24 protein-coding genes are annotated in these 24,510 nt (G+C 73.0%); 16 read left to right on the plus strand and 8 right to left on the minus strand.

From position 1 onward, the window contains the following. Window position 1 precedes the first annotated feature (1 nt). The 14 genes from ACZ466_RS38715 to ACZ466_RS38780 all read left to right on the plus strand — a co-directional run bounded on the left by ACZ466_RS38715 (window position 2) and on the right by ACZ466_RS38780 (window position 13,426). Window positions 2–880 (plus strand): IclR family transcriptional regulator, encoded by an 879-nt coding sequence (locus ACZ466_RS38715; protein ID WP_378290021.1) that lies wholly within the window; start codon window positions 2–4, stop codon window positions 878–880. A gap of 299 nt (window positions 881–1,179) precedes the next feature. Further along, window positions 1,180–2,460 carry an FAD-dependent oxidoreductase gene (locus ACZ466_RS38720; RefSeq protein ID WP_378290023.1) on the plus strand — a complete coding sequence of 427 codons (1,281 nt, stop codon included), beginning with the start codon at window positions 1,180–1,182 and terminating at the stop codon, window positions 2,458–2,460. Further along, window positions 2,457–3,296, plus strand: coding sequence for an MBL fold metallo-hydrolase (locus ACZ466_RS38725; protein WP_378290025.1), 840 nt, complete (start codon window positions 2,457–2,459; stop codon window positions 3,294–3,296). The genes ACZ466_RS38720 and ACZ466_RS38725 overlap by 4 nt, the downstream gene beginning before the upstream one ends. A gap of 8 nt (window positions 3,297–3,304) precedes the next feature. Further along, window positions 3,305–4,141 carry an MBL fold metallo-hydrolase gene (locus tag ACZ466_RS38730; protein ID WP_378290027.1) on the plus strand — a complete coding sequence of 279 codons (837 nt, stop codon included), beginning with the start codon at window positions 3,305–3,307 and terminating at the stop codon, window positions 4,139–4,141. After that, window positions 4,138–4,980 carry an MBL fold metallo-hydrolase gene (locus tag ACZ466_RS38735; protein ID WP_378290029.1) on the plus strand — a complete coding sequence of 281 codons (843 nt, stop codon included), beginning with the start codon at window positions 4,138–4,140 and terminating at the stop codon, window positions 4,978–4,980. The genes ACZ466_RS38730 and ACZ466_RS38735 overlap by 4 nt, the downstream gene beginning before the upstream one ends. A 2-nt stretch (window positions 4,981–4,982) precedes the next feature. Then, entirely contained in the window at window positions 4,983–5,801 is an 819-nt protein-coding gene (locus ACZ466_RS38740) for an MBL fold metallo-hydrolase (RefSeq protein ID WP_378290031.1), read from the plus strand. 55 nt (window positions 5,802–5,856) lie between these two features. Continuing rightward, window positions 5,857–7,488 carry an ABC transporter substrate-binding protein gene (locus ACZ466_RS38745; protein WP_464041851.1) on the plus strand — a complete coding sequence of 544 codons (1,632 nt, stop codon included), beginning with the start codon at window positions 5,857–5,859 and terminating at the stop codon, window positions 7,486–7,488. Window positions 7,489–7,570: 82 nt separating this feature from the next. Beyond that, complete coding sequence (locus tag ACZ466_RS38750) at window positions 7,571–8,596, plus strand: ABC transporter permease (RefSeq protein ID WP_464041852.1); 1,026 nt, start codon at window positions 7,571–7,573, stop codon at window positions 8,594–8,596. Between the two features lie 14 nt (window positions 8,597–8,610). After that, entirely contained in the window at window positions 8,611–9,486 is an 876-nt protein-coding gene (locus ACZ466_RS38755; RefSeq protein WP_378290037.1) for an ABC transporter permease, read from the plus strand. Further along, window positions 9,483–10,364, plus strand: coding sequence for an ABC transporter ATP-binding protein (locus ACZ466_RS38760; RefSeq protein ID WP_378290039.1), 882 nt, complete (start codon window positions 9,483–9,485; stop codon window positions 10,362–10,364). The genes ACZ466_RS38755 and ACZ466_RS38760 overlap by 4 nt, the downstream gene beginning before the upstream one ends. Continuing rightward, window positions 10,361–11,143 carry an ABC transporter ATP-binding protein gene (locus ACZ466_RS38765; RefSeq protein WP_378290041.1) on the plus strand — a complete coding sequence of 261 codons (783 nt, stop codon included), beginning with the start codon at window positions 10,361–10,363 and terminating at the stop codon, window positions 11,141–11,143. The genes ACZ466_RS38760 and ACZ466_RS38765 overlap by 4 nt, the downstream gene beginning before the upstream one ends. 83 nt (window positions 11,144–11,226) lie before the next feature. Beyond that, entirely contained in the window at window positions 11,227–11,571 is a 345-nt protein-coding gene (locus ACZ466_RS38770) for a hypothetical protein (RefSeq protein WP_378290043.1), read from the plus strand. Between the two features lie 108 nt (window positions 11,572–11,679). Beyond that, on the plus strand, window positions 11,680–12,537 hold the full coding sequence (locus ACZ466_RS38775) for an SAM-dependent methyltransferase (RefSeq protein WP_378290045.1): 858 nt from the start codon (window positions 11,680–11,682) through the stop codon (window positions 12,535–12,537). 55 nt (window positions 12,538–12,592) lie between these two features. Further along, window positions 12,593–13,426 carry a FadR/GntR family transcriptional regulator gene (locus tag ACZ466_RS38780; RefSeq protein ID WP_378290047.1) on the plus strand — a complete coding sequence of 278 codons (834 nt, stop codon included), beginning with the start codon at window positions 12,593–12,595 and terminating at the stop codon, window positions 13,424–13,426. Between the two features lie 31 nt (window positions 13,427–13,457). On the opposite strand, the gene ACZ466_RS38785 is transcribed toward ACZ466_RS38780, so the two are convergent. After that, window positions 13,458–14,246, minus strand: a complete 789-nt coding sequence (locus tag ACZ466_RS38785) for a VOC family protein (protein WP_378290049.1) — start codon at window positions 14,244–14,246, stop codon at window positions 13,458–13,460. Window positions 14,247–14,435: 189 nt separating this feature from the next. Between ACZ466_RS38785 and ACZ466_RS38790 the strand changes: the two genes are divergently transcribed. Beyond that, window positions 14,436–15,353, plus strand: coding sequence for a sucrase ferredoxin (locus ACZ466_RS38790; RefSeq protein ID WP_378290051.1), 918 nt, complete (start codon window positions 14,436–14,438; stop codon window positions 15,351–15,353). Here ACZ466_RS38790 and ACZ466_RS38795 read toward each other — a convergent pair. Beyond that, window positions 15,346–16,146, minus strand: coding sequence for an SAM-dependent methyltransferase (locus ACZ466_RS38795; protein ID WP_378290053.1), 801 nt, complete (start codon window positions 16,144–16,146; stop codon window positions 15,346–15,348). The two genes, ACZ466_RS38790 and ACZ466_RS38795, sit on opposite strands and share 8 nt — an antisense overlap. A 159-nt stretch (window positions 16,147–16,305) precedes the next feature. Here ACZ466_RS38795 and ACZ466_RS38800 point away from each other — a divergent pair, with 159 nt between their 5' ends. After that, window positions 16,306–17,730 (plus strand): NAD-dependent succinate-semialdehyde dehydrogenase, encoded by a 1,425-nt coding sequence (locus ACZ466_RS38800; RefSeq protein ID WP_464041853.1) that lies wholly within the window; start codon window positions 16,306–16,308, stop codon window positions 17,728–17,730. A gap of 43 nt (window positions 17,731–17,773) precedes the next feature. On the opposite strand, the gene ACZ466_RS38805 is transcribed toward ACZ466_RS38800, so the two are convergent. The 6 genes from ACZ466_RS38805 to ACZ466_RS38830 all read right to left on the minus strand — a co-directional run bounded on the left by ACZ466_RS38805 (window position 17,774) and on the right by ACZ466_RS38830 (window position 24,422). Next, window positions 17,774–18,685 carry a VOC family protein gene (locus ACZ466_RS38805; protein WP_378290057.1) on the minus strand — a complete coding sequence of 304 codons (912 nt, stop codon included), beginning with the start codon at window positions 18,683–18,685 and terminating at the stop codon, window positions 17,774–17,776. 68 nt (window positions 18,686–18,753) lie between these two features. Beyond that, a complete protein-coding gene (locus ACZ466_RS38810; RefSeq protein WP_378290059.1) occupies window positions 18,754–19,764 on the minus strand; it encodes a dihydrodipicolinate synthase family protein in 1,011 nt (336 codons plus the stop codon). Window positions 19,765–19,780: 16 nt separating this feature from the next. Next, entirely contained in the window at window positions 19,781–21,424 is a 1,644-nt protein-coding gene (locus ACZ466_RS38815) for an AMP-binding protein (RefSeq protein ID WP_378290061.1), read from the minus strand. After that, window positions 21,421–22,254, minus strand: a complete 834-nt coding sequence (locus tag ACZ466_RS38820) for an SDR family NAD(P)-dependent oxidoreductase (RefSeq protein ID WP_378290064.1) — start codon at window positions 22,252–22,254, stop codon at window positions 21,421–21,423. The genes ACZ466_RS38815 and ACZ466_RS38820 overlap by 4 nt, the downstream gene beginning before the upstream one ends. A 52-nt stretch (window positions 22,255–22,306) precedes the next feature. Beyond that, window positions 22,307–23,266, minus strand: a complete 960-nt coding sequence (locus ACZ466_RS38825) for an alpha/beta hydrolase (RefSeq protein WP_378290066.1) — start codon at window positions 23,264–23,266, stop codon at window positions 22,307–22,309. 73 nt (window positions 23,267–23,339) lie between these two features. Continuing rightward, window positions 23,340–24,422 (minus strand): ornithine cyclodeaminase family protein, encoded by a 1,083-nt coding sequence (locus tag ACZ466_RS38830; protein ID WP_378290068.1) that lies wholly within the window; start codon window positions 24,420–24,422, stop codon window positions 23,340–23,342. Between the last annotated feature and the right edge of the window lie 88 nt (window positions 24,423–24,510).

The raw sequence follows: 24,510 nt of genomic DNA on the forward strand, positions 1-24,510 counted from the left end.
TATGTGCGATCGTAGCACGACCCCCGACATCAGCTCCGAGCACACGGGAGGCCCGGTGCCCCAGACCGAGCGTGCGGCCGGCAAGGCCCAGCGGCGCAGCGGCGCCGAGAGTTCGCGCAAGATGCTGCACCTGCTGCTGGCGTTCAACGAGCGCCGGCACACCCGCACGGCCGCGGACCTGGCCAGGGCGCTGGACATGCCGCAGAGTTCGGTCTACCGCTACCTGTCCGTCCTGCGCGACACCGGGATGGTCGAGGACGTTGGCGCCGGCGAGTACCGGCTGACCTGGCTGTTCGTCGGCCTGGCCCGGGCGGCGCGGGCCGCCGGCGACACCCTGGAGAGTACCGCCCGCCCGGTGCTCGACTCGATCGCCGCTGCCGGCGGCGAGACCACCCTGCTCATCAAGCGGGTCGGCTGGAACGCGATGTGCATCGACCGGGTGGAGTCCCCGCATCCGGTCCGGCTCCAGTTCGATCCCGGCCAGCCGATGACGCTGCACCGCGGCTCGGCCGCGCGCGTCCTGCTGGCCTCGATGCCCGCCGCCGACCGCGACCGCTACCTGGCGTCGGTGACGGGGCTGACCCCCGCCGAGCGGGACCAGATCGAGTCCGACGTGGACACCGTCGCCCGGACCGGCTGGGTCGAGAGCTTCGGCGAGGTGGACGAGGGTATCTGGGGCGCCTCGGCGCTGATCCGCAGGCAGGGCGAGCCGCTGGCGGCGATCGGCGTGGCGGGCCCGCTGTTCCGGCTCCAGCAGGCCGACCGCATGAAGATCATCAATCTGCTGGTGTCCGGCGCGGCCGAGATCGCGGCGGCGCTGGAGCGGGGGCCCGGGAGCGGCGCGGCCCGCGGCTTCTCTTCTCACATCGCGGACGGCTGATCCGCCGGTCCATCGCTCGGCCGAGGTCGTGCCCCTGCCTCCAGGGGGCACGACCTCGGCTTTTCTGCGCCCCCGATACGGTGGTGACACCCGGTGGCCACCAGTGAAACGTCACCGATCGGCACGGACGGATGACGATCAGGTTTCCGGACACCCGGCATGTAACCCGTTGATTAAATCGCCGATCCGGCCCCGGTCCGGCTATTGACGTGCGGCGGTACCCCCGCTTACTGTCCATTCCCACATACCGAGCAAGCGGTTCCCGCAGTGTGAGAGCTGCAGATGTTTCAGGAGGATCCGTGAACCTCGGCCCCAACGGTTCGAACGGCACCGGCCGTTCGGACGGCGGCCCGGACGGCGCCGGCGGACGCACCGCCGCCGGCGACCACGACGTGGCGATCGCGGGCTTCGGCCCGGTCGGCGCCACGGCGGCGCTCGCGCTGGCCCGGGCCGGCCTGCGGGTGGCCGTCCTCGAACGCCGGCACGGGTGGTCCGACGACCCGGCCGAGTCCAGGGCGTCCACCTTCCACCCGCCCACCCTCGAGATCCTCGACCGCCTCGGAGTCGCCGGCCGGCTGCACGAGGTCGGCCTGGTCTCCGACACCTACCAGTACCGCGACCGCGCCGAGGGCGTCATCGCGCACTTCGACCTCGACAGCATCGCGGGCGACACCCCGTTCCCGTACCGGCTGCAGAGCGAGCAGCGCAACCTCGTGCGGATCATCGAGACGGAGCTGCGCGCGATGCCGAACGTGACGCTGGCCCTGGGCACCGAGGTGACCGGCGTCCGCGCCGGGGACACCGATGACGGTGTGGAGCTGGACGTCGACCCCGGCGGCACCGTGCGCGCCCGCTGGGTCATCGCCGCCGACGGCGCGGGCAGCGCGATCCGCCGCTGCCTGGACGTCGCCTTCGACGGCATCACCTACCCCGAGCACTTCCTGGTGGTGTCCACCACCGAGGACTTCGCGGAGCTGATCCCCGGCATCGCGACCGTCAACTACATCTCCGACCCCGTCGAGTGGCTGGTGCTGCTGCGGACGCCGCTGCACTGGCGGGCGCTGTTCCCGATCCCGAGCGGGGAGGAGGCCGCGGCCGCCGCGCAGGAACCGGAGGAGATCCAGCGCCGGCTGCAGGCGATCGCGCCGCTGCCCCGCCCGTACCGGGTGGCGCACAGCCGCGTCTACCGCGTCCACCAGCGGGTGGCCGACCGCTTCCGGGTGGGCCGGGTGCTGCTCGCCGGCGACGCCGCGCACATCAACAACCCCCTGGGCGGCATGGGCATGAACAGCGGCATCCACGACGCCGCCGCGGCGGTCGAGGCGATCCTGGCGGCCGAGCGCGGCGACCCCGGACCGCTGGAACGGTACGAGGAGACGCGCCGCGCCGTGGCGCACGACTACGTCCGCGTGGTGACCCACCGCAACTGGGAGGTCCTGCAGGAGACCGACGAGGCGGAGCGGATCCGCCAGCGCGAGGAGATGCGCGCCATCGCCGCCGACCCGGCCAGGGCCCGCGACCACCTGCTGCGCGCCTCGATGCTCGTCGGGACGCTGAGCCCGGAGGGCCGGGTCCGATGACGGCCGCCGCGACGCAGGTCACCGGACCCGCCGTCACCGAGCTGGTGCCCGGTGCGCTCTACCGGATCGGCGGCACCGTTCCGGCCTGCGACCTCACCTGGCTCGCCGACGGGACGGCCTCGTTCGAGCCGCTCAACTGCTACCTGCTGACCACCCCCGGCGACGCGGTCTTCCTCGACACCGGACCGGCGATCCTGCGGCCCCGGGTGGCGCGGGCGGCGCGCGAGCTGGCCGGGGACCGCGCGCTGTGGGTGTTCCCGACCCGCAACGAGTTCGACTGCATCGGCAACCTGGGCCTGCTGCTCGGCCTCCGGGACGACGCGCGCCTGCTCTTCGGAGGCGGCGGCGGGATCCTGGAATGGGTGGGCGACGAGGACGGCCGGAGCTTCCTGGGCCGGCGCGAGATCCGCCTGGCGCCCAACGGGTCCACCACCGAGTTCGGCGGGGGCGTCCGCTTCCACTGGCTGGACGCCCCGGTCAAGCAGATGTTCCTCACCCAGTGGGCGTACGAGGAGTCCACGAAGACGCTGTTCACCAGCGACTTCTTCGGCTGGTCGCGGCCGGGGGCGGCGGACGCGCCGCCGGTCGTCCAGCGGCCCGAGGACCTGCCGGGACCGGACGCGCTGCTGGAGGAGATCCCGCGCCGCGTGAACTGGCTGCCCGGCGCCACCGCGCCCGAGGTGGCCGAGGCGTTCGACCGGGTCGCCGCCGCCTACGACGTGGAGCGCATCGCCCCGGTGCACGGCCGCGTGATCAGCGGCGCCGCCACCGTGCGGCGCGCCTTCGACGACACCCGATCCGCGCTGGCCCGGCTGACGGAGGTCCGCACGAGATGAGAGAAGACGTGACCGCATACCCGGTCTCCGACCGGCTCCCACGGGAGTTCGCCCCGGGACTGTACTGGCTCGGCGGGTGCTCGGACTCCGGCGCCTGGCCCACCCGCAAGGGCGCGACCACCCACGAGCACCTGGCCACCTACCTGGTCGCCGGCACCGAGAAGACGCTGCTCGTCGACACCGGCCACTACGCCCAGTGGGACGGGATCCGGCGGCAGCTCGACGAATGCCTGGACGGACGTCCGCTGGACTACGTCTTCCCGACCCACCACGAAATCCCGCACGCGGGCAACCTCGGCCGCCTCCTCGACCTGCACCCGGGCGCGGTCGCGGTCGGCGACACCCGCGAGTACCACCTGTACTTCCCGGAGATCGCCCCCGAGCGGCTGCGCCGCACCCGCGCCGGGGACGCGCTCGACCTGGGCGGCACGCGGTTCGAGTTCCTCGACCCGGTCTGGTACGACCTGTCCGGCACGCTGTGGGGCTACGAGACGCGCGGCCGGACCCTGTTCACCTCCGACGGGCTCGGCTACATCCACGACCACTCGCCCGAGGTGTGCGGGCTGCTGCCCGGCGAGGTCCCGGCGGACGCGCCCGAGCACGGCGTGCGGCGGTTCGCGCTTCCGTTCGTCGGGATGCGCTACCACCGCATGGGGCCGGGCGTGGCCCGCTACCGCGAGCTCGTCCGCGAGCATCCCGTCCGCACGGTCTGCTCGGCGCACGGCGCCCCGCTCAGCGGCGAGCACCTCGCCGAGGTCACCGAGCGGGCGCTGCGGGTGGTCGAGGAGAACCGGCAGAGCATCTCCGGCCCCAGCACCCTGGACCGGACGGAGGCGACCCGATGAAGGCCACCGAGATCGTCCCCGGAGAGCTGTACCGCCTCGGCGGGGTCGTGCCGATCGACGGGCGGCTGAGCTGGCGCGCGCCCGGCGTGACCGGGCACGAGCCGATCGGCTGCTACCTGCTGCTGGAGCCCGGCCGGGCGCTGCTCGCCGGGACCGGGGTGCGGCTGCACGAGCGGCTCGTCCTCGACCAGCTCCGCGCGCTGCTGGACGGCCGCGAGCTGGAGATCTACGCCGACCGCAACGAGGCCGACCAGATCGGCAACCTCGCCGCCGTGGTGGCGGAGTTCGGGGTGCGGCGGATCTGGTTCGCCGGGGCCGGGCACCTGCTGCGCTGGTTCGAGTACGACGGGTTCGGCGGGAACGTTCCCACCGGCACCGAGATGGTGTTCATGGTCCCGCCCGGCGCGAACCGCGCCATCGACCTTGAGAGCGAGCGGCCGTCCACCGTCGGCTTCGGCGGCGGACGCCTGGAACTGCTCCACACCCGGCTGACCACGCTCGGCTTCGCCTGGCTGTACGACCGCACGACCAGGACGCTGTTCTCCAGCGACTTCTTCGGCGAGGTCCCCCTCGCCGCCCCCGGCGACCGCCCGGTCTCCGACGGGACGGGCATCACGTACGAGCAGGTCAGGGAGCACGTCTTCGCCCGCTTCTACTGGATGCGCGACGCCGATCCCGGGCCGCTGCTCGGCGACCTCGACGCCGTCTTCGGCGGCCGCGAGATCGAGCGGCTCTGCCCGTACCACGGCTGCGTCATCGAGGGCGCGGACGCGGTCCGCCGCCACCTGTCCCACGCGCGCCGCGTCCTCGGCGCCCGAGCCGCCGCAGTGAAGGAGTGACCATGGATCTCGACGACCTGCTCGACGTCTACGGCACCTACTTCGTCCCCGGCCGCTTCCCCCGGCCGATCGCCGAAGGGGTGCAGTGGATCGGCGGCTGCTCGGCGCTGTTCCTCGACCGGAGCAAGCCCGACCTCGCCCACTCCGCGCTCAACGCCTACCTGGTGCTGGGCGAGGAGAAGACCCTGCTGGTCGACGCCGGGCACCCCGCGCTGTGGCCCGGGTTCTCCGCCGCCCTGGACACGGCGCTCGGCGGCCGGCCGCTCGACTACGTGATGCCGACGCACCCGGAGATCCCGCACGCCGGCGCCCTGACCCTGCTCCACCGCACGTTCCCCGGCCTGACCGTGGTCGGCGACACCCGCGACTACTTCCTCTACCACCCCGGCGTCCCCGACTCGGCGTACCGGCCGATGGCGCCGGGGGAGCGGCTCGACCTCGGCGGCGGCCACGAGTTCGAGATCGTCGAGGCGCTGTTCAAGGACCTGCCCAACACGGTCTGGGGCTTCGACCACCGCTCGCGCACCCTGTTCCCCGCCGACGGGTTCGCCTACTTCCACTGGCACCGCCAGGACGCCTGCGGCCTCACCACCGAGGACCTGGGATTCGCGCCCGGCGCGGACACCTACGCGCCGATGACCGAGATCGTCAGCGGGCTGGAACTGCTCGACATCGAGGACACGGTCCAGCGGTTCCTGCGGCTGATCGACCACACCGACCCCACCGTGATCGCCCCCGCGCACGGCACCGTCGTCACCGACGTGCCCAAGTCGTTCGCCTACCTGGAGGCCCTGCGCGCCAAGGCCCGCCCCGCCCCCTGATCCCGCTCCCGCCCCTCCCCTGCTTGACCCCCTCTCCGCGAAACAGGAGCACTCCATGCCGAGAAAGGCCGTACGGCGGCTGGCAGCCGCCGTGACGATCCCGCTGCTGGCGGCGCCCTTGGCCGCCTGCGGAGCCGGTAGCACCGGCTCGTCCGCCGGCGGTGCGGGCAGCTACGTCTTCGTGCTGCCCCAGGACTTCCAGGGCGTCGACCGGGCCAAGTACTCCAGCGAGGCATCCAAGATCGTCGGCGATGTGATGCACAGTCGGCTGCTGGAGCTGGACACCTCCGGCCGCGCCGACGGCGCCTGCGCGCCCGGTGTCCCCCCGAAGATCGCCGCCTCGTCGCCGCTGGTGTCCTCCTGGACGGAGACCCCGGACGGCAAGGGCATCGACTTCACCCTCCGCGACAACGTCAAGTCGGCCGCCGGCAAGGTGCTGACCTCCGCCGACGTCCAGTGGTCCATCGACCGGATCAAGGCGATCGACGCCTCGGCCAAGACGCTGTGGTTCACCGTCGGCGGGTTCGACCCGGACAAGACCATCACCGTCAAGAGCCCGACGCAGTTCACCCTGCACCTCAAGAAGCGCAACGAGCTGGCCAAGTACACCCTCGCCGGGAACTCCGGCCTGATCCTGGACAGCGCGACGGCCAAGGCGAACGCCGGGGCCGGCGACCCGTGGGCCACCAAGTACCTGACCGACCACACCGCCGACTTCGGCCCGTGGACGCTCACCGAGTTCGGCTCCCAGCAGATCACCTTCGGGAAGAACCCGCACTACGCGGGGCAGCGCGGCGACGTCGACAAGGTCGTGCTGCGCACGGTGCCGGAGTCGTCCTCGCGGATCCAGCTGGTGCGCACCGGCCAGGCCGCCGAGACGACCGGCCTCGACTACACCCAGCTGGAGAGCCTGCGCGGCTCCGGTGACGTCAACCTGGTGAGCTGCGCCAACCCCGGCCGCGACTGGCTCGGCCTGAACGCCAAGGACCCGGTGCTCGGCAAGCCCGAGGTGCGGCGGGCGATCTCCCTCGCGCTGGACCGTTCCGCCATCCAGACCGCCGTCTACCGCGGCTTCGCCAAGCCGGCGCAGGGCGGCCTCTCCCAGGCGTACGGCGCCTTCGGCAAGGGCGACAACTACCGGCACGACGCCGCCGAGGCCAAGCGGCTGCTCGCCCAGGCGGGCGTGCCGGACGGGTTCTCCTTCCAGCTCAGCGTGTCCAACGCCCAGCCCGGCGCGTACGCCGAGAACCTCGCCGTCCTCATCCAGCAGCAGCTGAAGGCGATCGGCGTCGACATGCGGATCAAGAACGTGCCGTCCGCGGTGCAGTTCAAGGCCGACGGCCTGGCCAACAAGCTCCAGGCGTTCCTGATGGCCGAGACGCCCGCCGCCGGCAACCCCGGCTACTCGGCCTGGCTGACGCTGGGCTGCGACGGCCTGCAGAACTACACCGGATTCTGCGACCGCAAGCTCGAGGGGCTCGCCGCCGACCTCCAGGCGGAGGGCTTCGACACCCCCGCCACCAAGGCCAAGACCGCCGAACTGGCCGGGATCATCGCCGACCAGCAGGCGGCCGTGTACCTGGTGGACCGCTCGACCGTGGGCGTGCGCAACAAGTGCGTGACCGACGTCCCCAGCACCGGGTTCGGCAACGACTACACGCAGGCGAAGGCGGCCTGCTCCCGGTGACCGCCGGCGGCCCGCCGCGCCGTCGCGGCGGGCCGCCACCCGAGAGCCACGAGGAAACCAGCCACGAGGAAGACGAACCACCATGCGACGTATCCCCGTCAAGATGATCGCCGGGCGGCTGATCGCCATCCCGGTGTCGCTGTTCGCGGTCGCCTCGCTGGCCTTCTGGATGATCCGGCTGTCGGGGACCAACGCCGCCTCGTCGGTCGCCGGCGAGTACGCCACCCCGGAGGCCATCGCCCAGACCGAACGCCAGCTCGGCCTGGACCGCGGGCTGTGGGACCAGTACGCGTCCTTCCTCGGCGGCCTGCTGCGCGGCGACCTGGGCACCTCCTACTTCACCCGGCAGCCGGTCGCCGAGGAGCTGGCGGCCCGGCTGCCGCTGGACGCCACCCTGGGCGTGCTCGCCCTGGCCGTCGCGGTCGCGGCCGGGGTCGCGCTCGGCGCCGTCGGCGCCTGGTACCGCGCCGCCTGGCCGGACCGGGCGGGCCGGAGCGTGGTCGCGCTGCTCCAGTCGGTCCCCGAGTTCGTGTTCGCGCTGGTGCTGATCTACGTGCTGTTCTTCCACCTGCGGCTGCTGCCGGCCCCGGTCGGCCAGCTCGCCCTCGACCAGGCCGCGCCGCCGCGGATCACCGGGGTGGCCGTGCTGGACGCGGTGCCCGCCGGCGACTGGGCCGCCTTCCGCGCCGCCGCCGCGCAGCTGGTGCTGCCGGTGGTCAGCTTCGGGCTGGTGCTGTCGGCGGTGTTCGCCAAGGTCACCCGGTCGGCGTTCGGGTCCGTGCTGGCCTCGCCGCAGGTCGAGTACGCCCGCGCGCTCGGCCTGCCGCCCCGCCGGGTGTTCCTGTCCGCGCTGACGGTCTCCCGCACCGCGATCCTCACCACGGTCGCGATCGTGTCCGGGGCGCTGATCGGCGGCAACGCGATCATGCAGAAGATCTTCAGCCTGGACGGCGCCGCCGCGTTCGGCGTCGACTCCATCCTCAAGCTGGACCTGCCGGTGGTGCAGGGGCTGGTGCTGGTCTTCGGCGGGATCACCGTGGTGCTGTTCCTGCTGATCGACATCCTGATCCTGCTGCTGGACCCACGGGTCCGGGCGGCCTCCTCCTGAAGGGAGCCTCCTCCATGAAGCCGGCGACGACGGCCGGGGCGGGCGCCGCCGCTCCGGTCCGCACACGGAAACGGGAACGGCCCGCCGCACGGCGCGCCCTGCGCGGCGCCTGGATCGGGCTGGGCATGCTCGTGCTGCTGTTCGGCGGCGCGCTGGCCGCCCGGTTCGGCGCCGAGACCGACGCGATCGACGTGGACGCGGTCCTCAAGGCGCCCTCCGCCGAGCACTGGTTCGGCACCGACTCCTCGGGCCGGGACGTGTTCGTCCGCACCCTGGCGGCCGGGGCCGCCGACCTGCCCATCGCGCTGGGCGGCACGCTGGTCGCGCTGCTGGCCGGGACGCTGCTGGGACTGGTCGCCGGCACCCGCAACCGGTTCGCCGAACCGATCATGCGGCTGGTGGACGGCTTCCAGGCGTTCCCGCTGCTCATCCTGATCCTGGTGATCGTCCAGATCAGCGGGGGCGGGACGGCGGTCCTGGTGCTCACCATCGCGATCCTCAACATGCCCCGGTTCATCCGGCTGACCCGGGCGGAGGCGCTGCACATCCGCGAGTCCCGGTACGTGTTCTTCGCCGAGGTGATCGGCGCCCGCCGCGGGCACGTGCTGCGCCGCCACATCCTGCCCAACGTCAGCGGCGCGGTGCTGAGCCAGGCCAGCGTCGGCGGCGCGCTCGCCCTGGGCGCGATCGGCGCGATGTCGTTCCTCGGCCTCGGCATCGCCCCGCCGACCCCCAGCTGGGGCGCGATGGTGCAGTCCGGCGCCACCGGGATCACCGGCGGCCAGTGGTGGCCCGTGCTGTTCCCCAGCCTCGCGCTGGTCTGGGCGATCGTCGCGTTCAACCTGATCGCCGACAGCCTCGACGCGTACTTCGCCAAGGAGATCCAGTGAAGGTGACGAGCACTCCCGGCCCGCGCGCGGCGGACGGCGCCGCGGCGGACGGCGGGTCCGCGGCGCTGCTGGCCGCCCGCGGCCTGACCGTGGACTTCGCCCGGCACGGCCGCACCACGCGGGTCGTGGACGGGGTGTCGTTCGACGTCGGCGCCGGCGAGTTCGTCGGCATCATCGGCGAGACCGGGTCGGGCAAGTCGGTGTCGCTGCGCGCCGCGCTGCGGATGCTGCCCCGCAACGGCACGCTCGCCGCGGGCACCTCCGAGTTCGGCGGCGCCGACCTGCAGGCCCTGCCCGCCAGGGAGCTGCGCCGCCTCAAGGGCGCGCGGATCGGGTTCATCCCGCAGCAGCCGTGGAGCGCGCTGAACCCGGTCGTCCGACTGGACCGGCAGTTCCGGCAGGTCGGCAGGGCGCACGGCAGGAGCCGGGCGTGGACCGACCGGGCGGCGCTGGAGATGCTGGAGCGCGTCGAGATCGCCGATCCGCGGCGCGTCCTGGCCGGGCACTCCGGGCAGCTCAGCGGCGGCATGGCCCAGCGCGTGGTGATCGCGATGTCGCTGCTGCTGGCCCCCGAGCTGGTGGTCGCGGACGAGCCCACCACCGCGCTGGACGTCACCGTGCAGCGCGAGATCCTCGACCTGCTCAGCCGGATCTGCCACGAGGACGGCAAGAGCGTCCTCGTCGTCACCCATGACCTGGGCGTCGTCTCCCACTACTGCGACCGCGTGTACGTCATGCGCGCGGGCCGGGTGCTGGAGGACGGCCCCGTCGGCGAGGTCTTCGCCGCCCCGCGGCACGAGTACACGCGGTCCCTCGTCGAGGCCGCCGGAGCCGGCGACCTGGAGGACACGGACGGCAGCGAAGGAGAGGCGTCGTGAGCAGGCTCGTCCTGGAAGAGGTGCACAAGACCTACGGGCGCGGGCGGAACGCGGTCGAGGCCGTCCGCGGGGTGTCGCTGACCGTCGAGCCCGGCACGACGCTCGGGCTGATCGGCGAGAGCGGCTCGGGCAAGTCCACGCTGGGCCGGATCTGCCTGGGCGCCGAGCCGATCGACCGGGGGCGGCTGCTGGCGGGCGGCGAGGACTTCGCCCGCTTCGGCCGCGAGCGGCTGGCCGAGTTCCGCCGCAAGACCTCGATCGTCCTGCAGGAGCCCGAGCTGGCGCTCAACCCCCGGCGGACGCTCGGCCAGTCGGTCACCGAGCCGCTGGAGGTCCACTTCCCCCGGCTGGCGCCCGCCGAGCGGCGCGAGCGCGCCGAGCACGCCATGGAGCTGGCGCATCTCGACCCGGGGCTGTGGGACCGCTACCCGCGCGAGCTCAGCGGGGGCCAGCAGCAGCGCGCCGGGATCGCGCGGGCGGTGGTGACCGAGCCGGAGTTCGTGGTGCTGGACGAGCCCACCGCCTCCCTCGACCTGTCGGTCCGCGGCCGGATCCTGGACACCATGCGCGAGCTGCAGGACCGCCTCGGACTGTCCTACCTGCTCATCACCCACGACATGGCCACGGTGTCCGCGCTGGCCGAACGGGTCGTCGTCCTCTACAAGGGCGTCGCGGTCGAGACCGGCGAGTGGCGGCGGGTCCGCCGCGACCCGGAGCACGAGTACACCCGCACGCTGCTGTCGGCCGTCCTGACCGTCCGGCGGCACGGGCGCGGCTGAGCCGGTCCCGAGGCGCGGGTCGCGTGGCAGACTGATCGTGAAGTCGGTCCGGCAGCCGTGGCGTGAGGGCGCGGGAGGGCTCCATGGGCGGGGACGATCCGCACATCCATGTCGAGGTCAAGGTGGTCCGTCGCCATGCCGCCGTCCGCGACCTGATGGCCTCCGCGTTCGGTCTGGCCGGTGACCTGCCGAGCGTGGTCACCACCGGATGCGGGCTGCGGGTGCCGTACGCGATGACCTCTCCGCGTCCGGGCAACGTCACCTGCCTCGCCTGCCGCGAGCACGCGCGGGCCGAGCACCTGCGCTTCGCGGATCAGGTCGAGCGCCTGGGCGGCATGCCCGGATCGCCCATCGGCGCCGACCGGGCGAGGCAGGCCGCGGACAGGCATCGCGATCTGGCCAGGAGATTTTCCGACGCGGACGGCTGACGGAATGGCAAAAAGCCGCCCTCAACGCGTTCAGGACAACCTCTCTGTAACGGGAGAATAGCCTTATCCTGTGGTGCGGGAGCATGGCGTGACCAGAGGGGAACAGTCGTGAGCGAAACCGACGGTGGTGCACCGGGCGGCACCCCGGCCAGCGGGGGAGCGGGCGCGGAGGGGGTGGACCTGCACACCGACAGGGCCCACGGCGCGCGCATCTACGACTACATCCTCGGCGGCAAGGACCATTACGCGGCGGACCGCGCCGCGGGGGACGCCACCCTCCAGGTGTGGCCGTCGCTGCGGATCCACATGCAGGCCAACCGCTCCTTCATGCACCGCGTGGCCCGTTATCTGGCGGCGGACAAGGGCATCCGGCAGTTCCTCGACATCGGCACCGGAATTCCCACCTCGCCCAACTTCCACGAGGTGGCCCAGGCGATCGCGCCCGAATCCCGGGTGGTCTACGTCGACAACGACCCCATCGTGCTCGCCCACGCCCGGGCGCTGCTCACCAGCACCCCCGAGGGGCGGACCGCCTACATCCAGGCGGACATGCGCGAGCCCGAGACGATCATCACCGCGCCCGAGCTGCTCGAGACGCTGGATCTGAGCCGGCCCGTCGGGCTGTCGCTGATCGCCATGGTGCACTTCATCGAGGACGACGACGAGGCCTACCGGGTGGTGAGGCGGATCGTGGACGTGCTGCCCTCGGGCAGCTACTTCGCCGCCGCCATCGCCACCGACGACTTCGCGCCCGAGGTGCTGGCCCGGGTTCAGGAGGTGTACCACTCGCACGGCGAGACCCTCCGATGGCGCACCCTGGCCCAGGCGGAGCGTTTCTTCGAAGGGCTGGAGCTGGAGGAGCCGGGCGTGGTGCAGATCCACAAATGGCGTCCCGATCACGTCGACGTGGGCCGTGTCGACGACGCCGACATCGCCATGTACGGCGGCATCGCCTACAAGCCCTGACGGCTTTTACCAGCTCCTAACAGCATTTCAAGCCGTATCTGTTAACTTTGTGACCATGGTGTCCCCGCCTCCTTCGTCACGAGCCCCCCGGCGGGGACGGCCCAGGCAGCTCCGCCTGGCCGAACAGGTCGCCGGCAAGCTGCGGGCGCGCATTCTCGCGGCCGACCTGGAGGCGGGCTCCCTCCTGCCCAAGCAGGACGAGCTCGTCGCCGAGTTCGGGGTGAGCTACCCGTCGGTGCGCGAGGCGCTGCGGATCCTGGAGAACGAGGGGCTGATCACGGTCCGCCGGGGCAGCGTCGGGGGAGCCGAGATCCACGCGCCGGGCGCCTCCAGCGCCGGTTACGCCCTCGGGCTGGCCCTGCAGGCGGCGCGGGTGAAGGTGTCCGATCTCGGAGACGCGATCACCATGCTCGAACCGCTGAGCACGGCGTGCTGCGCCATGCGCCCGGACCGCGGCGAGGTCGTCGTCCCCGTCCTGCGCGAGCTGCTCGCCGAGGCCGAGCGGCAGGTGGACGACGCCGCGGAGTTCACCCGGGCGTCCCGCCGGTTCCACCAGGTACTGAGCTCGTTCAACGACAACCAGACGCTGCAGCTGGTCCTGCGGGGCCTGGGATCGCTCTGGGCGGCCCAGGAGGAGACCTGGGAGCTCACGCTCACCGACGCGCTGAACGAGGCCGGTGACTATCTGAGCCTCGACGAGCGGCGCGAGGTGCTGTCGGCGCACGGACGCATCACCGGTGCGATCGAACGCGGCGACCCGGACGAGGCGGAGCGGTTGTCGCGCGAGCACCTGCGTTCGTGGCACTGGGAGATGCAGCCCGGCGTGCAGGGCCAGGTGGTCGACGCCGCGTCCTCCAAGCTGAGGGCGCGCTACCGCGCGCAGGAGTAGCCGGTCGCCGGCCGGATCGGCGCGCCCGATCTCATGGGCGGCGCTGGAAGAGGCCCAGCGGCGCGGACGCCGGGTCCTGGACGGCGGCGCACGGCCCGTACCGCGTGTCGGTGCACGGCATGATCACGGACCCGCCGAGCGCCTTGGCCGCGGCGACGGTCGCCTCGCAGTCGGCGACGACGAAGTAGGGGAGCCAGAAGGCCGGCAGGTCGTCGTCCAGCAGCTCCTCGTCGGCGAGCACCATGAACGCGACCGGCCCGTCGGCGATCCGCCACTCGTAGACGGAGTCGACGAGGAGGCCCTGGGCGACGGTGGGCTCCTTCCAGCCCAGGACGCGGCGGTAGAAGTCCCGGGCCGCGGCGGTGTCCCGGCTCACCAGGCCCATCCAGTTGACCGTGTTCGGCTCGCCGACCACGCCGCAGCCCGCGAGCGCGCGGGGCTGCCACAGTCCGAAGCCCGCGCCCTGGTCGTCGGCGGCGAGCACCACGCGGCACAGATGCGCCACGTCGGTGGCCTCCATGTAGACCCGGCCGCCCGCCCGGCGGACCGCATCGGCGGCCTTCGACGCGTCCCGGACGGTGAAGTAGCACGTCCAGGTGGCGCTGACGGTGTCGTCGGCCAGGGAGGTCAGCCCGGCGACCTCCGGGCCGGTCACGTCTCCGAGCGTGAAGATGGTGAAGTCGCCCACGAACGGGTCGGAGACGCTGTAGGAGGACCAGCCGAACAGGCCGCCGTAGAACGCCGTCGCGGCCTCGACGTCCGGGCTGGAGATCTCGATCCAGTTCGGCTCGCCCGGCTCGTACGCCGTCTTCTCCGGCATGCCGGCCCCCTCTCCGCGCCTCCCTTCGACGCTACGGTCCGCTGGGGTAAAAGTGCCCACCGTGACGGAAAGCTATTTCCCAATAAATCACCACAATTTTGGCCATTCTCCCTTCGGGTCCCCCGGGGAGGGCGCCGGACGACGCCGCGGAGCCGATCGATACCATCCCCCCATGAAAGGCGCCCGCCCGTGAGCCTGGACACGACGTCGCCCACCCTGTCCCACCGGTGCGCGCCCTGGACGCGGGCACAGGGGATCGACCCGATCGGCACCGCGCCGACCTGCGACACGCTCGTGCTCGTCGAGGTGCCGCCGCCCTGGCCGCGGGACGTCACCGAGCTGCCGGTCTTCGCCGGCCTCCGGCGGCGCGGCCTGCGCCGCACCCGGCTGCTGGCCGTCCGGCCCGCTGACGGCGGCCCCGGCGAAGGGTCCGGCACGCGGGTGACCGTCTGGCGCCGCGACGCCGGCACCGGCCGCTTCGCCGGCACCGACCACCTCGTGCCCGCCGGGCACCTCGCCGACCTGGTCGAAGCCCCGGAGGCGGACGCGGGCCGCCGGGAGGCGCCCGCCGAGGTGCTGCTGTGCGGGCACGGCGCCCGCGACGGCTGCTGCGGCCGGCTGGGCACCCGCCTGGTGCTGGACGTGGCCGCTGCCTGGCCGGACGTCCGCGTCCGCCGATGCAGCCACACCAGCGGCCACCGCTTCGCCCCGACCGGCTTCACCCTGCCGGACGGGCGGGCCTGGGGCTTCCTGGACACCGGGACCCTCGACACGATCGTGCGCCGCTCGGGACCGCCGCCGCTGCGCGGCCACTACCGCGGCGATCTCGCCCTGGACGCGTGGGCGCAGGTGGCCGAGCGGGAGCTGTTCGAGCGGTTCGGCTGGGACTGGTCGGCCCACCGGCTGACCTCCTCGCGCACCGAGATCGCCCCCGGCGGGCGGTCGGCGGCCGTGGAGCTGGCCTGGCACGGCCCGCACGGCCCCGGAGCGGCGACCGCGACGGTCGACCTGCTCCGCGACGTCCCCGTCCTGGTCTGCGGCCGGCCCCCCGAGGCGGCCGAGAAGACGGCACCGGAACTGGCCCTGCGGAGCATCGCGATCAGATGAGGCGGCCGACGCCGCACTGGAAGTAGTCGCCGCCTTGCCCGATGGTCTCGGTGCCGGCGTCCGGCCGCCACTGGTCGAGCCGGACCAGCCCGGGGTCGAGCAGCGCGCACCCGTCGAAGAAGCGGAGCAGCTGCTCGCGCGTGCGGTGCGTCATGTCGGTGTTGGCGCTGTTGTAGACGGCCACGGAGTTAGCGGTCAGATCGTCGTCGCCGGTGATGTGCGAGACCACCACATGGCTGCCCGGGGCGAGGGCGTCGAGCAGCGTCGCCACCGACGCGAAGGCGCCCTCCTCGTCGGTCAGGCAGTGCAGCACCGACAGCAGCATCAGCCCGATCGGCTTCTCGAAGTCGAGGAACCCGCGGATCGCGGGGTCGCCGAGGATCGCCTCCGGCTTCCGCAGGTCGTGCTCGAGGACGAGCGTGCCGTTGGCGCCGCTGATGAGGGCCTGGCCGTGCGTCACGACCACCGGATCGTTGTCGAGGTAGACCACCCGGGAGCCGGGGGCCACCTCGCGGGCCACCTCGTGCACGTTGTTCCGGGTGGGCAGTCCCGTGCCGATGTCGAGGAACTGGCTGATCCCGGCCGCGGCGAGGCAGCGCGTCGCCCGCCGCAGGAACGCGCGGTTGGCGTACGCCAGGACGGGGGTGAAGGGAGCGACCCGCAGGATCTGCGCGGCGGCCTCGCGGTCGACCTCGTAGTTGTCCTTGCCGCCGAGGTAGAAGTCGTACATGCGCGCGACGTTGGGCGTCACGAGGTCGATGTCGCGCGGTACCCAGCCCTCGATCTCTCTCACGGAGCGCCCAGCCTTCCTTGCGTTCACTGCGGGCGCTCCACGGTACAGGCGGGACGCTCGCGGCGGAGTCCGAAGCCGTTCCTACCTGGACCCGCCGGACCGGAACCGGCCGTCTCGCGGTGACGGCCGGGATAACGGCGCGCGGTCACGATGCGCCGCATGGAGACGCGCAATCTGATCAACGGGGTGTGGCGGTCGCCGGAGAGCGGCCGGACGATCGCGGTGGACGACCCGGCGACCGGCGAGATCCTCGCCGAGGTGCCCGAGGCGACCGCGGCCGACGTCCGCGACGCGATCGGCGCCGCCGCGGCGGCGCTGCCGGGCTGGCGGGCGCGCACCGCCGACGACCGGGGCGCGGTGCTGCGCCGGTTCGCCGGCCTGGTGTCCGAGCGGTCCGCGGAGCTCGCCGAGCTGATCGCCAGGGAGGGCGGCAAGCCGATCGGCGAGGCCCGCGGCGAGGTGGCCTACGGGCGGTCGTTCCTGGCCTGGGCCGCCGAGGAGGCCACCCGGGTGTACGGCGAGACCGTGCCGTCCTGGCACGAGGGCAAGCGCGTGCTGGTGTTGCGGCAGCCGGTCGGGGTGACCGCCTCGATCACCCCGTGGAACTTCCCGCTGGCGATGATCACCCGGAAGCTGGGGCCGGCGCTGGCGGCGGGCTGCACGCAGGTGGTGAAGCCGGCGCCGCAGACCCCGCTCACCGCGCTGGAGCTGGGACGGCTGGCGGTCGAGGCGGGGGTGCCCGCCGGGGTCGTCAACGTCGTCACCGCGCCGGGGCCTGACTTCGCGGCGGCGGTGTTCGCGGACGCGCGGGTCCGGAAGGTGTCGTTCACCGGGTCCACGGAGGTGGGGCGGCAGCTGATCGAGCGGTCGGCGGGCAACGTCACGCGGCTCTCGCTGGAGCTGGGCGGGCACGCCCCCGTGATCGTCTTCGATGACGCCGACCTGGACGCGGCGGTGGCGGGGGTGCTGCGGGCCAAGTTCCGCAACAACGGCCAGTCCTGCATCGCCGCCAACCGGATCTACGTGCAGCGGGGCATCCGCGAGGAGTTCACGGCGGCGTTCGACGCGGCGGTCGGGGCGTTGCGGGTCGGCGGCACGCTGAGCGAGGCGGTCGACGTCGGGCCGCTGATCGACGGGGCGGCCCTCCGCAAGGTGCGGGCGCACGTGGACGACGCGGTGGCGCGCGGCGCGAGGCTGCTGCGCGGCGGTTCGCCGTGCGGCCCCGGCGGCCGGTTCTTCGAGCCGACCGTGCTGGACGGCGTCACCGACGACATGCTGATCTTCAACGAGGAGACGTTCGGCCCCGTCGCGGCGCTGGCCGCGTTCGACACCGAGGAGGAGGCGCTGCGCCGGGCGAACGCGTCCCCGTTCGGGCTCGCGGCGTACGTGTTCAGCCGCGACCTCGGCCGGGTGGTGCGGGCCGCCGAGGCGCTGGAGTACGGGGTGGTCGGCGTCAACGACGGCGCGCCCTCCACCGGGCAGGCGCCGTTCGGCGGGATGAAGCTGTCCGGCTACGGGCGCGAGGGCGGCAGGTACGTGATGCACGAGTACCTGGAGACCAAGTACGTCTCGCTCGCGCTGTAGCCGGTCGCGGCCCGGCGGCCGGGCGCGTGGCCCGGCCGCCGCGTCAGCGTCCCGCGCCGGAGACGGCGTCGCCCGCCGCGGTGCCGCCGCCCCGCCCGAAGACGGTGCCGGCCGGTGCGGCGTCGGGGAAGCCGACGCTCCACCGGTCGGCCGTCACGGGCCCCGCCATGAGCAGCCGCCCGTTGTAGGACTCGTCGGTGATCACCTCGTGCTCGGCGCAGATCTCGACGCCGATGCCCAGCGACGGTTCCTGCAGGTAGACCGACACCGAGCCGGACGCGGTGTGCCGGACCAGGTCGCCCACCTTCACGTGGTGCGCGCGGGCGTGGTTGCGGAACCGGACCACGGTGTCGATGCCGTCGGCGAGCAGGCAGATGTGGTCGAGCCGCCCAGGCTCGCCCTTGGCCAGGCCGATGCTGTGGTGGTAGCCGTCGCCGCAGCGCAGGAACACCACCAGGTCCTCGATCTGGTCAGAGCGCCGGAAGCCCATGGTGCGCTTCCAGAAGTCGCGGCCGGCGACGACGTCGTCGGTGGCCACGACCGTGTGCAGGACGCGCTCCAGCCCCCGGTCGGGCGCGGGGGAGGCGGCCAGCACGACCTGCTCCTCGTACAGCTCGACCTCGATGTCCTGCGGCGTGCGGAACCGGACGGCGCCCGCGACCCGGTCGTCGCGGAGGGTGCCGCCCTCGGCCCAGGCGACGCCCTCGTCCTCCAGGCGCATGGTGACCTCGCTGAGCGCGTCCGGACCGGTCACGCGGAAGCCGAGCCGGATCAGCTCCGGCTCCGGGCGGCGCTCCAGCCGGAGCCAGGCGTGCTGCTCGCCACCGGTGAGGAAGACGGTGCCGTCGCGGCGTTCGGACACCTCCAGCTGGCAGACCGTGCGGAAGAAGTCGACCGAGGCGTCGAGGTCGGGCACGCCGCACACCGCGTAGCCGAACTCCTGGACGAGCGCCATGATGAACCTCCGATGTGTTCGAGGGGACGCGGCTCAGGCTGGATTGGCCGGATTGGCCGGATCGCGGTTCAGGCGGGGTTGCGGCCGACGAAGAACGCCTCGTCGGGCTCGGTCGCGGTGAGGACGCCCGCCTCGCGCGCGGCGGCGCGGTAGCCGGCCATCTGCGGGGCCACCAGCCGCTGCGTGGGCATCCGCAGCGGGCCGCCGTTGAAACCGGTCAGCCACGCCTGGTACTTCCACGCCATCCGGTGCACGCTGTTCGTCCCGGCCACGCCGATCCGGTCGTTGGCGCGGCGCCCCGGGTCGACCCGCCAGTAGAGCTCCATCGCCTCGGCGTGACGGCCCTGGTGGCACAGGTCGAGCATGGCCGGGACGGCGCCGCCCAGGCACTCGGTGTTCGACGTCGCGATCAGCTGCAGCGGCAGCACGGTGGCCAGCGGGATGGCCTGCTGCTCCAGCGGCATGGTGACCACGACCCGGTCGGAGAGCCGGTTCCAGGTCTCGGTGAACCCGGCGATCGCCGGCATCCCGCCCTCCGCCTTGATCGCGACGACGTTCGGGATGGTCTCGACCATCTCCTCCAGCATCTCGACGGGGATGGACGCCGGGTGCAGCCGCTCGAACCCCCACAGCGGCACCGGGAAGAGCATCACGCCCATGCCGGTCTCCGCGCAGAACGCCTCGGTGTAGTCGTACACCTGCCGCAACGACGTCGGGTAGAACGAGGGCGGGTAGGACAGCAGCACCATCTCGGCCCCGGCCTCCTCGGCGCGCTTGGCGACCGCGATGTTCTCCTCCAGCGTGTTGAACGCGGCGTGGAAGAACAGCACCAGGCGGCCCGCGGCCTCGTCGGCGGCCCACTCGACCATCTGGACGTACTCGTCGGCGCTGAGGGCGGTCTCGCTCACCATCAGCGCGCCCTTGAAGCCCAGCTCGATGTCGCGGCGCACGTCGTGCCGGATCCCGGCCTCGTTGAGCCCCCGGAGATCGGCGGTGTAGGACGGGATGATGACGTTGCAGACGCCCTTCATCTCGGCGCGCGCCCATTCGCGCGCCTCCGCCCTGCCGTAGCGGGTCATCGTCGTTCGTCCCCCTCTAGGCGTCCGCGGGGGCGATGACGCCCTCGGACGCGAGCTTGGCGCGGACGGTGTCGCGCAGCCGGAATTTCTGGACCTTGCCCGACTGCGTCCTGGGCAGCCCGGGCACGAGTTCGAGCCGTTCGGGGATCTTCTGCTTGGCCACGCCCCTCTCGATCAGGTAGCCCGCCAGGTCGGCGAGCGTGAGCGGCGGGCCCGCGTCCGGCCGCGGGACGACGAAGGCGCAGCCGCGCTCGACCATGACCGGGTCGGGCATCGCGACCACGGCGATCTCGGCGATCCGCGGATGGTCGAACAGCAGTGCCTCGACCTCGGTGACGCTGATGTTCTCGCCGCCGCGCAGGATGATGTCCTTCTTGCGGCCGCGGATGGTGAGGTAGCCGTCGGCGTCCCGGACGGCCAGGTCCCCGGTGCGGAACCAGCCGTCCGGGGTGAAGGCGTCCGCGTCGTCCTCGGCGCGCCGGTAGCCGAGGAACAGCTCCGGCCCGGTGACCAGCAGCTCCCCGACCTCCCCGGCCGCCACCGGGCGGCCGCCGTCGTCCACCACGCGGAACTCGGCGGCGCCGATCGCGCGCCCGTCGGTGACCGCGCCCTTCTCGGGCGGGTCGTCCGGGCCGGTGGTGCTGAGGGTGGGGAACTCGGTCGACCCGTACAGCCGGGACGCGACGCAGCCGAGCCGCTCCCGGGCGTCCCTGATCAGGCCCGGCGGCACGTCGGCCCCGCCGCAGGCGAACACGCGCATGGACGAGACGTCGAGGCCGCCGGGGTCCGGCCGGTAGGTGAGGTCGTGCAGGAACGGCGTCGCGGCCACGGTGAACGTGCAGCGGTGCCGGTCGATCAGGCGGCGCCCCTCCTGGACCTCCCAGACGTCCTGGAGGACGACCGCGGTGCCGAGCATCGCCGGCAGTTGCAGCCCGTAGAGCAGGCCGGTGATGTGCGACACCGGCGACGGCATGAAGACGACGTCGGACGGCGTGAGGCCGTAGACGTCGATGATGCTCCGGTTCTCGTAGTCGAGGGTGTTGTGCGTGTGGACGGCGCCCTTGGGCCGCGCGGTGGTCCCCGAGGTGAACAGCAGCAGCATCGGGTCGTCCGCCGTCCGGTCCACCGGCGCCGGGGCGCGGTCGCCCGCGCAGAGGTCATCGAAGGAGCTCCCGCCGCCCCGGCACGGCACGACGTGCTCCAGCAGCGGCAGCTCGCCGCGGATCTCGGCGAGCATGTCGACGTGGGAGAACCCGCGGAAGGTCTCCGGCATGACGAACACCCTGCTGCGCGCCTCGGCCAGGATGTAGGCCAGCTCGCGCCGCCGGTAGATCGGGACGATCGGGTTGCTGACCGCGCCGATCCGCAGCACCGCGTGGTGCAGGACGCAGGCCTCGTGCCAGTTCGGCAGCTGCCACGAGACGGCCTCGCCGCGCACCACCCCGAGATCCTGGAGCGAGGCGGCGGTGGCCCGGACGCGCCGCTCCAGCTCGGCGTAGGTCAGCGTGACGTCGCCGTCGATCACGGCGGGCGCGTCCGGCCGGCGCTCGGCCGCCTCCGCCACGTACCCGTCGATCATGCGGTCGCGCCAGCGGCCCGCGGCGACCTCGCGCTCGCGGCGACCGGGCGGCACCGCGGCCGGCGCCGTCCGCCCGCTCATGCCCCGCCTCCCGGCTTCTGCCGCCAGTACTTGGCGAGGGAGCCGGCGTCCACCCGCAGATCGGCGCCGGTCACCATGCGGGCGGCGGGGGAGGCGAGGAACACCGCCGCGTCGCCGTAGTCGGCCGGCGTGGGCAGCGCGCCGAGCGGGACCTGCGCCGCCGCGACGTCCAGGGCGGCGACATGGGCGCCGGCGACCCCGGTGACGCCCCACCGCCGGCCGCGCTCGATCCCCTGGCGGGGATCGGTGGCGGTCGGGGTGAGGCTGTTGACCCGGATGCCGTACGGCGCCAGGTCCATCGCGGCGGCCCGGGTCATGTTGACCACGCCGCCCTTGGCGGTGGTGTAGCCGATGTTGCCGGGCTCGCCCTGGTGGCCGGCCGTGGACACCAGGTTGATGACCGCGCCCGGCCGCCCGGCCTCGATGAGCGCCTCGGTCACGTGCTTGGTGAACAGGAAGGTGCCGTCCAGCAGCACGCCCAGCTGGGCCCGCCACTCGGCGAGCGACATCTCCCTGATCCCCTTCTCCAGGTAGACGACGGGCCCGTTGACCAGCACGTCGACCAGGCCGAGCCCGGACCGGACGCGGGCCACCGCCGCCGCCACCGCGTCCTCGGAGGTGACGTCGCAGGTCACCGCCAGGGTCTCGGCGCCGGTGACGGCGCGGACCTCGGCCGCGGCGTGCTCGGCGAGCTCCGCGTCCCGGTCCACGCACGCCACCCGGGCGCCGGCCGCGGCGAGCCGCAGCGCGATGCCCGTGCCGATGTTCGGGCTGGTCCCGACCACGGCCGCGACCGATCCCGCGAGCGAGAAGGGCGAACTGTCAGTCACTTGCGGCTCCCTGCCGTCCGGTCCGGTACTCGGCTTCACCCCCGCCTCACGCTCACCGCGCGGCGAACTCGGCGATCATTCCGGGGACCGTGGGCGGCGCGGCCAGATGCTCGGAGAACCAGCCGCCGGCCGCCTTGGCGGCCAGGTCCAGCGCGGTGAGGTCGCTGTAGAGCGTCATGTGGCTGGTCGAGGGCAGCACCACCAGGCGCTTGGCGTTCGAGGGGATCGAGTCGAACACCCTGGTCTCGACGTCCCACAGCGTGATGTCGTCCTCGTTGGCGACGATCATCATGGTGGGCTTGTGGACGATGCGCTCGGCGTACGGCGCGGCGTTGTACTGCATCAGCAGCTCGACCGAGGCGATCGTGCTGCGGTGCTCGTGCCGCGGCGCCTGGGTGCGCTTGAGCTCCTCGAAGACGGCCTTCACCTCGTCCAGCGGCCAGGTGGCCAGGTCGGCGTCCGGGCCGGCGGGAGTGCCCGACATCGTGATGTAGCCGTACTCGCCGGTCTCGAAGCGCTTGCGCCGGTCCTCCAGGATCGCGTCCTGGAGCTTGCGGAACCGGTCGGTGCCGTGCACCCGCCACATGTTGCGGTGGCCGTCGATCACCGGCACGTTGCTGACGATCACCTTCACCCGCGGGTCCACCGCGCCCAGCACCAGGACGTGGCCGCCGCTGTAGGAGATGCCCCAGACGCCGACCCGGCCGGCGTCGATGTCGGAGCGGGTCTCCAGGTAGGTGATCGCGTTGCGGTAGTCCTCGATCTGCGCCCACGGGTCCAGGTGCTGCCGCGGCGCGCCGTCGCTGGCGCCGATCGTCCGGTAGTCGAAGATCAGCGCGGCGAACCCGCGCCGGACGAACTCCTCGGCGTACTGCGGCTGGCGCAGCTCCTTGACGTAGCACCAGCCGCCCGCCATGACGACGACCGGATGCGGCCCGTCGCCCTCGGGGAGCAGCAGGTCGCCCCGGACGGTGACGCCCTCGCTCTGGAACTCGACTTCCTGGGACCTCATCTGCGTCGACTCCTGTCTGCGGTGGTTGATCGTTGACATGGCGTGACGGCCCGGAACGGCCGGGCCGCCGGGCTCAGAACCGCTTGGGGGCGGCGATCTCGCCGATCTCGGTGCCGATGCCGAGGCGGCGGGCCTCGCCGACGACGTGGGCGGCGCCGAGCAGGTCCTGCGCGGCGCTGCCGACGGACTTGAAGAGGGTGATGTCGCGGTCGCTGCGGCGGCCGCGCACCTCTCCGGTGATGATCTGGTCGAGCGCGACCGGGGCCAGCCGGCCGGGCGCGGCGTCCAGCACCGCGATGATGTCGCCGGACTCGTGGCTCATCTGCTCGAGGGTGGTGTCGAGGACGACGGTGTCGGCGCCGGTGAAGGCGGCCACGTCCAGTTCGCGGAGCGCGGCCGTGGTGGAGCCGATCGAGACGACGTGCTGCCCCGGCTCCAGCCAGGCGCCCTCGTAGGCGGTGACCGGGTCGGGCCCGGTGTTGGTGGCCACCACGACGATGTCGGTCCCGGCCACCGCGTCCCGCGGATCGCCGGTGGCGGTCACCGGGATCCCGAGGGACTCGGACATCCGCGCGGCGAACGCCTCGCGCCGTCCGGCGGACCGGCTGTAGACCTTGGCCCGTTCGATCGGGCGGACGGCGCACACCGCGCGCAGGTTGGTCTCCGCCTCCAGCCCCGACCCGATCACCCCGGCCGCGGCGGCGTCCTCGCGGGCCAGGCAGCGGGTCGCGACGCCGCTGGTGGCGCCGGTCCGGGCGGCGGTCAGGTAGGCGGCGTCGACGAGCGCCTCCACCTCGCCGGTCTCCAGCCGGCACACCGCGACCACGTACCGGACGCCGTCCGGCATGGAGCCGTGGAAGAACTTGAGGCCGAGCAGGCCGGATTCGGGCAGCAACGCCGGCATGACGCGCAGGAAGAACCGGCCGTGGCCGAGGTTCACGCGCTCGGGGAGCCGCGGGCCGGGCCCCTTGGCCTCCTTGCGAAGCGCGGCTTCGAGGAAGGGGACCATGGCACCGATGTCGCAGGCGGCGCGCACCTCACTGTCGCTCAGCAGCAGCGTCAAAATCGACCTCCGGTAGGGGCGGTGCCGGTCCCGTGCCGGCGTCGGGCGCCACGGGTCGGACAGGCGGGTTTCGTCGAGCACGGCCAGGCTCACCGCCGACCGTTATCGCGCGCGTTATCGGCCTCCCGAGCGCCGGGACGCTCGATCCGGGGAGTTTCCTCGCAGGTCGCCGAGGTGTTGC

Source organism: Actinomadura rugatobispora, assembly GCF_055379765.1.